The organism is Bacteroidia bacterium (assembly GCA_025056095.1).
In the GTDB taxonomy this organism is placed as follows: Bacteria; Bacteroidota; Bacteroidia; order JANWVE01; family JANWVE01; genus JANWVE01.
The window spans coordinates 1-8,001 of sequence record JANWVW010000127.1 but is presented as its reverse complement, the minus strand read 5'-3'; the positions used below and the strand labels follow the sequence as shown (position 1 = coordinate 8,001).

9 protein-coding genes are annotated in these 8,001 nt (G+C 36.1%); 8 read left to right on the top strand and 1 reads right to left on the bottom strand.

Annotated elements, in window-relative coordinates; all coding sequences use genetic code 11:
• The 5 genes from NZ519_09580 to NZ519_09560 form a co-directional block, all read left to right on the top strand.
• Nucleotides 1-209 (top strand): hypothetical protein (locus NZ519_09580; GenBank protein ID MCS7029004.1); only part of this gene is annotated, 209 nt, incomplete at its 5' end.
• Between the two features lie 39 nt (nt 210-248).
• Nucleotides 249-1,505: an ABC transporter permease gene (locus NZ519_09575; protein MCS7029003.1), complete on the top strand. Its 1,257-nt coding sequence runs from the start codon at nt 249-251 to the stop codon at nt 1,503-1,505.
• A 26-nt stretch (nt 1,506-1,531) separates the two neighbouring features.
• A complete protein-coding gene (locus NZ519_09570) occupies nt 1,532-2,017 on the top strand; it encodes a hypothetical protein (GenBank protein MCS7029002.1) in 486 nt (161 codons plus the stop codon).
• A gap of 33 nt (nt 2,018-2,050) precedes the next feature.
• A complete protein-coding gene (locus NZ519_09565; protein MCS7029001.1) occupies nt 2,051-2,746 on the top strand; it encodes an ABC transporter ATP-binding protein in 696 nt (231 codons plus the stop codon).
• A gap of 25 nt (nt 2,747-2,771) precedes the next feature.
• Entirely contained in the window at nt 2,772-4,511 is a 1,740-nt protein-coding gene (locus NZ519_09560; protein MCS7029000.1) for a hypothetical protein, read from the top strand.
• A gap of 30 nt (nt 4,512-4,541) precedes the next feature.
• Here NZ519_09560 and NZ519_09555 read toward each other — a convergent pair whose 3' ends face one another.
• Nucleotides 4,542-5,738, bottom strand: coding sequence for an NADH-quinone oxidoreductase subunit H (locus tag NZ519_09555; protein ID MCS7028999.1), 1,197 nt, complete (start codon nt 5,736-5,738; stop codon nt 4,542-4,544).
• Nucleotides 5,739-5,829: 91 nt separating this feature from the next.
• On the opposite strand from NZ519_09555, the gene rpsT reads away from it, so the two are divergent.
• The 3 genes from rpsT (at nt 5,830) to NZ519_09540 (ending at nt 7,882) form a co-directional block, all read left to right on the top strand.
• The gene (rpsT, locus tag NZ519_09550) at nt 5,830-6,090 is read left to right on the top strand and encodes a 30S ribosomal protein S20 (GenBank protein MCS7028998.1); all 261 of its coding nucleotides are present in this window, start codon (nt 5,830-5,832) and stop codon (nt 6,088-6,090) included.
• Nucleotides 6,091-6,168: 78 nt separating this feature from the next.
• Entirely contained in the window at nt 6,169-6,957 is a 789-nt protein-coding gene (locus NZ519_09545; protein MCS7028997.1) for a hypothetical protein, read from the top strand.
• Nucleotides 6,938-7,882, top strand: a complete 945-nt coding sequence (locus tag NZ519_09540; GenBank protein ID MCS7028996.1) for a flippase-like domain-containing protein — start codon at nt 6,938-6,940, stop codon at nt 7,880-7,882. Before NZ519_09545 ends, NZ519_09540 begins: the two co-directional genes overlap by 20 nt.
• The last annotated feature ends 119 nt before the right edge of the window (nt 7,883-8,001 follow it).

Genomic DNA, 8,001 nt, shown 5'->3' with positions numbered 1-8,001 from the left:
CGGGCTACGCTATCGCTTCGGTGCTTCGCTTCGCTGCGCACCGTGCTGACGCACGCCCTTCGCATGCCTCACGCAAGAAAATACTTTTCCACACTGCCAAAATTATCTCATCTCTCAATCTAAAAAACTACTCTAGCCTTGTTCTTACAAAAAAAAGAATATACTCAATAGGTTTCTCAATTAATTTACAGCACACAGCATTTTTATAGCTGTAATCTTTAACTGTTCATTTATATTTGCGTAGGTCTATGAATTTTTTTCAATTTTGGTTAGAAAGTATCATTTTTGCGATTAAAGCAATCAGAAGTCATAAGCTCCGCACTTTTTTGACCACTTTGGGCATCGCTATCGGCATCTTTGCTATTACAGCAGTTTATACAATGGTCTATTCTTTGAAGTACAATGTAAATAAAAGCGTATCCTCATTGGGAAATGAAGTAATGTATATCCACAAATGGCCCTGGATAGATAACTCCAATAGCTGGTGGAAATACATCAATAGACCAAAAGTATCTCTTCGGGATTATCAAGCACTTAAACAAAAACTCAAACATACTGATGGCATAGCATTAGAATACACGGTCAATAATGAAATTGTAAAAAGGGAAGGATATAGTGTAGAAAACATTACCCTCAAAGGCGTAACAGAAGACTATTACAAAATAAAAGACTTCAAATTTGCCGCAGGGCGATACTTTTCCGAATTAGAACTCAAAACTGCCAAACCTGTTTGTATTATTGGATATGATGTAGCACTTGGCTTATTTCCCAATGGCAATGCCTTATATCAGCAAATTATGTACAAAGGTAAAAAATTAACCGTTGTGGGTATCATTAGAAAGGAAGGTGCAGGTTTGTTTGGCAATAGCAATGATAATGTGGTAATTATCCCACAAATGGTCTTTAATACAATATGGAATGCTTCTTCTAATAGAGTTGACCCAGTTATCACTGTGCGAGCAGATAGTTACGATAATGTAGAACGCGTATTTTATGAAGCCACAGGAATACTCCGAGCAGCCCGCGGATTAAAACCTTACATGGAAGAAAATTTTACTATCAACAAACAAGAAGCGCTAACAAAAAGCTTAAACGACCTATTTGCAGGTATTGCAGCCATAGGCGCTATTATTGGAATGTTTTCCATTGTTGTAGGTGGGTTTAGCATTGCTAACATTATGTACGTATCTGTAAAAGAGCGCACTCGTGAAATAGGCATTCAAAAGTCCTTAGGTGCTACAAAAATTTTTATTTTAGCTCAATTCTTGATAGAAGCTGTTTTTTTGTGCATGATAGGCGCAGTAATTGGTCTATTAACTTTACTAATCCTAGTGCTGTTTTTTACATACATTCATCCCATTTCTAACTTCAAAATTGTAGTATCGCCCACAGACATTATCAGAGGCTTGGTTTTGTCTATTATTATAGGTCTGCTTTCAGGTTTTTTACCTGCTTTACAAGCCAGCCGACTTGACCCTGTGGAAGCTATCCGTACCAATATTTAATCAATAAATTTTTATACCTTTGTGTTATGAAAATATCTCAAACTGTTTTTACTTTGGTGCTTACACTTCTGTTCTCTCAAATTCTGTACAGTCAGTCCAAGCCACAAAAAACAAATCTTTTTACACACATTAAGATAGGAAAATCTAACTTAGGCAAGTATAATGATGACCTACCTCCTATTATCACTCCAGAAAATGTAGATAAGATTGTTACTATAACTGTCAAAGGAAAAAACGCACCTGCTAACTTACTTTCGGGCACAGCAGATATTTACATGATTATCACTAAATACAAAAGCAGTCCTGAAAAAATACATCAGATACCTATTCAAAACAACCAAATTTCTTTTACTACTCGCATGTTGATAGATAAAGTCCTTCAAGAAAAAAGTTTTGACCTTACCAAAGCTGACGAAATTATGATTGAATTACCTGCTGTTAAAGATCCTAACTACGAATTTGCAGAAAAACAACGTTCCGTAACCATCTACCTTAATTTGACGCAAAAATAATCATACAATAAAGACATGTTGCAGTCAGTAGAAATCATACGTTTAGAGCAAATTTGCCGCAGGTATGTAATGGGCAGCGAAATTATTCATGCTTTGCGTAACATAAGTTTATCTATATACAAAAACGAATATGTGGCTTTTATGGGCGCATCAGGTTCAGGAAAGTCTACTTTAATGAACATTTTAGGCTGTTTAGATACCCCAAATTCAGGTAAGTATTTTTTAGACGGTATAGATGTAAGTAATATGAAAGACAAAGAGTTAGCCGCTGTAAGAAATAAAAAAATTGGTTTTGTGTTTCAGACTTTTAACCTACTGCCCCGAGCTACAGCTTTGGAAAATGTTGCTATGCCATTAGTATATGCAGGTGTTTCAAAGTCTGAACGCTTGAAACGAGCTAAAACGGTTTTAGAAAGTGTAGGTTTAGGCGATAGAGTTCACCACAAACCGAATGAACTTTCAGGCGGGCAGCGGCAAAGAGTGGCTATCGCACGCGCTTTGGTTAATCACCCCTCCATTATCCTTGCTGATGAACCTACGGGTAATTTAGACAGCAAAACCTCACATGAAATTATGAACCTTTTTAATCAACTGCACCAAGAAGGTAATACCATTATTTTAGTTACACATGAGGAAGATATTGCCAGGTACGCCCGACGTATTATTCGCTTAAAAGATGGTAGCATAGAATCGGATAGCGCCGCATTGAGTTCCGTTGCAAACCGCTAAACGCTTATTTTTACTTAAATGCACTATGAAATACGTCTTCAAAGTAACATTACTTTGTGTAGTATTCTGCTCTTTAAGTATAGCCCAAAAATCAGAAAAGTCCCCTAAACTGTACCTAGAAACATACACTGAAAAAAATAAGGATAAAAAAATCATATTACAGTACCAATACATTAAAGATGAGTACAAAAAGCCACTGTATCATGGCATATACAAACGATGGGACAGCACAGGAAGTTATCTATTAGTCAGTGGTAAATACGTGTACGGACAAAAAGATTCTCTTTGGGTAGAATATTATGCAGAAAATCGTCCAAAGTACGAGACTTTTTATCAGAACAACCTAAAACACGGCTACTCTAAAGAATATGATGAAAATGGAATTTTGAAAGAAGAGGGTAACTACAAGTACGGCAAAAAAGATGGAATATTCAAGTTCTACTACCCAGATGGTAAAATTCATGAAGTTATTACTTTCAGCGAAGACAAAATGCATGGGCAGTTTCAACGTTTTTATCCTAATGGTAATGTTGCCGTTACAGGAAATTACTACTATGACCAAAAAACAGGGCTTTGGGAATACTTTTATGAAAATGGAAATTTAGAATCACAAGAAAATTATTTAGGAGGGCTTTTGCACGGGGAATATTTAGCTTATCATCCTAATAAACAGCTCAAGACAGAGGGATTTTATTATGCAGGTCAAAAAGATGGAAGATGGCTATCCTTTCAGCCCAACGGACTACGAGACATGGTAGCAGCGTACAAGCAAGGTAAAGTAATGTATGAGTCCAAAGTAGAAATTTGTCAGGTCAAAACAGAAAATCTTATTGCACAGTTTGAGTGTATCGTAAATCCTAAAACAAATGAACATATTCCCGTAGGCAAATACAGTGCTTTTTGGGATGAGAACTTCAAAAAGGTCAAGTCTTCGGGATATTTTAATTTACAAGGTTCAGAAACAGGAATATGGCGATACTATCACAAAAATGGCATGCTTAGCGCTATTGGTAAGTATGTAGATGGAAAAGAAGATAGTATCTGGGTAGAATTTGATGAAAATGGCTTAACTAAATCCCGCGGTAGGTATGAGAAAGGAGAGAAAGTTGGCTTTTGGCTAGAAAACTTCGTAGAACAAGGGGAGTATATAAATGGCAAAAGGCAAGGAATATGGCAAGAGGGCAATGCATCAGGCAGATATGTAGATGATGAAAAAGAAGGTTTATGGATATACAAAGATAGTATCGGAAAAATTATAGCCAAAGGTGAGTTTAAAAAAGGTCAAAAAACAGGACTATGGCAAGAAGGAAACTTAATAGGTTTGTATGAAGAGGGCACTAAGCAAGGAATGTGGAAAGTTATTAAAGATTCTTGCTTTGAATATTATGGCACGTATATGGATGGCAAAAAAAATGGTATTTGGAAAGAAGAGGGTCCAAATTGGCAAGGTTTGGAAACTATTCAAATAGGCATGTATGAAGAAGGCTTCAAAGAGGGCAAGTGGAAAGTATATGAAAAAAATTCAGGAATTCTGATTTGGGAAGGTTACTTTGAAGCTAATGACTTAAACGGAACTTGTACGGCTTATTCCCTTAAAAAATATCCTATCTACAAGGCAACTTATGAAAAAAATAAAGTTACTAAGGTAATTCTGTATAGCGATAAGGTAAAAGGGCAAATAGTACAAACTCTGAAAGACTTTCCATCACCTCCAAAAAATAAATTGCCCCAAGATTATTATTGGGGCAAAGAGTATAAATGGTAGGCTTTTTATCAAACTATTATTTTATCTTGCTTATAGAGAAAGCATCTTCCAGAGTGTAGCAATAATTAAGCAAATAAAAGCCGCAGGAGTTAACACTTTCCAACATAGACTCATCAATTGATCAGCGCGTAGGCGAGGAAGTGTCCATCTTACCCACATGTGTACAAAAATAGCAAACAGTGCTTTTAGTAATATCCAGAATGCTCCCCATATAGGTCCCGTAGTCCAATCTGCTAATTTAACAGGTCCGATATTGGGTAAAGGCGTGTTCCACCCACCAAGAAACATCACCGCAGCGATAGTACCTACAATAAACATCATAGCATATTCTGCCAAGAACACTACGGCAAACTTAAATCCGCCATATTCTACATGAAAACCTGCTACTAATTCTGATTCGCCTTCTGGAATATCAAAAGGAGCTCGGTTGCACTCTGCCAAAGATGCAATAAAGTAGATTACATAAGCTAATATCAAAATAGGAGATTGTAAAATGTTCCAAGTAACAATTCCCCCAATATGTTTTACATCTCCTAGTGCTTTTATGCCAAACAAATAGATAGGTTCATTAGATAAAATCCCTTGACGATATGATATTTCTTGTAAATTTAATGAACCTGAAGCTACCACAGCAGTAAGAATAGCCAAACCTGCGGGAATTTCATAAGAAACAATTTGAGCCACAGCACGTACTGCACCATACAAAGCATATTTATTGTTTTGACCCCATCCTGCCATTAAAATACCCACTACATCAATAGATACAATTGCCATAATGTAAAACACTCCTACGGTTACTGCCGATCCCAAAAACGCAGGTGAAAAGGGTAAAGCAGCCCAACCTGCAAATACCGCAGAGAATATTACAATAGGTCCTACTGTGAAAAGAACTTTGTCTGCATTTTTTGGGATAATGTCTTCTTTGGTCAAAAGCTTAGTGATATCCGCAATGGTTTGTAATAAGCCATACGGTCCTACTTCAATAGGTCCTACTCTATCTTGGATAAATGCAGAAATTTTTCGTTCCGCATATACTGCAATCAAAGCATATACCGCAATAAAACCTATCGGTATAAGCACAGATAAAATTGTACCTGGTATAAAGTCATATCCCAAAAAGGCTGTGATTCTTTCAAAGAATTGCTGTACACTAGCGGGCGGAATGACATTAAGTATTTCCATATCCAACTTAGCTTGCTTTTCACTTAGTACTGCAAATAAAATCAAAAATTTGATACTTGTAAAAAAATCACAAAAAAATTTGTCAAATATGGGAAAATAACTACCTTTGCAGTCCCAAAGAAAATAAGTACATAGTATGCCAAATCATAAATCTGCTGAAAAAAGGGTACGTAAGAGTGCTGTCAGAAGGTTACGCAATCGTTACCAGCTTTCTAATTGCCGCAGTGCAATCAAAAAATTAAAGAAAATGACAAATAAAGCCGAAGCACAAGCTATGCTTCCAAAAGTATATGCAATGTTAGATAAGCTAGCTAAACGGCATATTATCCATAAGAACAAAGCAGCCAACCAAAAGTCTAAGCTTGCACGCTGGGTTAATGCCATGCCTAATGCCTAAATTAAAATAGCACGTAGAATTTTCTCACTATACTATCTTGCTAACCGCAAATTAGCAAGATAATTTTATTTTTGTGCCGTGTTAAAAAAGATATCTCTATACCTTGTAATAACACTTTGGGTAAAAATTGTTTTTACGCAAGAAAATATCCCAAGAGAGGTAGACGTATGCATTCAGCGAAAAAGTTTGTCTAATTTCGAGCGTTTATGTACTCCCGAGTATATTCATTACCAAAGACATGAACAGCTAAAGTCTTTTTTTGAATATTGTGTAAATCACAACCTTTCCATAAAAGGCGAACTCTACATACGTGAAAAAAATAGGGCAATTCTTCCTGTAAAAGTGTATAATAAAAACAAAGTCTATGTTGGTAAAGCGTATTTTTATCTTATCCAGCAAGGTGATTTTTGGTACATAGATGGTGCTAATTTTCAAAATATCGGGGATGATCGCTCTCCACTACAAAAGTTTAATGCTCTTTTTTTAGAAGGTAAAATACGAGGGTTCTATCATCCCAGAAACCTTCAATCTTGCAAAGATATGGATAAAAAAGCTGAACTATTGGTAAAGCAGCTCAAAAAGCGAAACAAAATACACTCCGTCAAATATGTATGGGATAATGAAGTACTGCAAGATTTTATCAGAAAAAATGAAGATAAGCTTAGTATGCTGGAATACCTACAAAACCATTGTGATACAACCTTGAAGCTGTGTGCAGTAATATTCTCTTATTTAGAGCAGAAAGAAAAAAATTATCTTACCTTATATTTTGAGTACAAGGACAATGATTTTTATTTAGTTGAGTGGGACAACCGCCTACCCAAGCTAGCTAAATTTTTACGAGAGAATGAAACGACCAGCCCATAAGGTAAAAAGACTAATCACTTGGACTCTTTTAGCGGCATCGTTGATATATATTATTTACGAAGTTCATTCCTTTAACTCTTTATGGGATAGCCTTGCCCGTGTTTCTGTAAAAAAAGCTATTACTGCGGCGCTATTTGTATTCCTGTTGATGCTCTTAAATTGGGGAATTGAAGCTAAAAAGTGGCAATACTTAGTTCTAAAAGTTCTTACGCAGTATTCCTACTTGATTTCTTTACAAACGGTTATATCGGGAATTACTTTGGGATTATTCACTCCTAATCGTGTGGGCGAGTACGGTGCAAGGATTTTTTACGTAGAGAATGAGCATAAAGCAGATTTACTAATTTTTGCGTTTATAGACCGAATTGCCCAACTTTGGGTTACGATTTTTATAGGGCTTGGATTTACGTTTTTATATGTAGTTCATATATTGCAGGAATACCTTTATTTTATTTTAGCTTGTGCCGTTTTGCTGTTTATTTTTCATGTTACGGTTATTTTTATGCGAAATAAAATTATTCGTTTTGTTGTCAATCAAAAGAGGTTGAAGCGGTATTTTACAGAGAAAATTTTTCTTTCTTGGCGGGATGTAATTGTAGTGTTGGGGTACGCAGCAGTTAGATATATTGTTTTTGTGCTGCAGTATCTCATTTGGGGGTATTATACAGATGAAAATTATTCTATTCAAGCAGGTTTAATTTGTGTCAACACTATGTTGTTTATCAAGTCTGTGGTGCCCAGTGCAGGATTAAGCGAACTTGGAATAAGAGAGAGTGTTTTAATGTACACTTACAAAAGTTATGGTTTATCCACGTTTACTGCTTTTCACAGTGCTTTGGCTATTTATGTGATAAATTTGCTCATACCTGGGATAATAGGTTTATTGTTCATTATGCGGGCAGCCTTAAAAAGTTCAGAAGTATAAGTTTATGTAGGTAAGAAGTTTTTATTCAGATAATTTTTTTAGTTTTGGGCGTGCCCCTTGCTGACGCAAGGGTCGGGGCATTCCGCACTGCGCTTCGCTTCGGTGCTTCGCTAACGCTT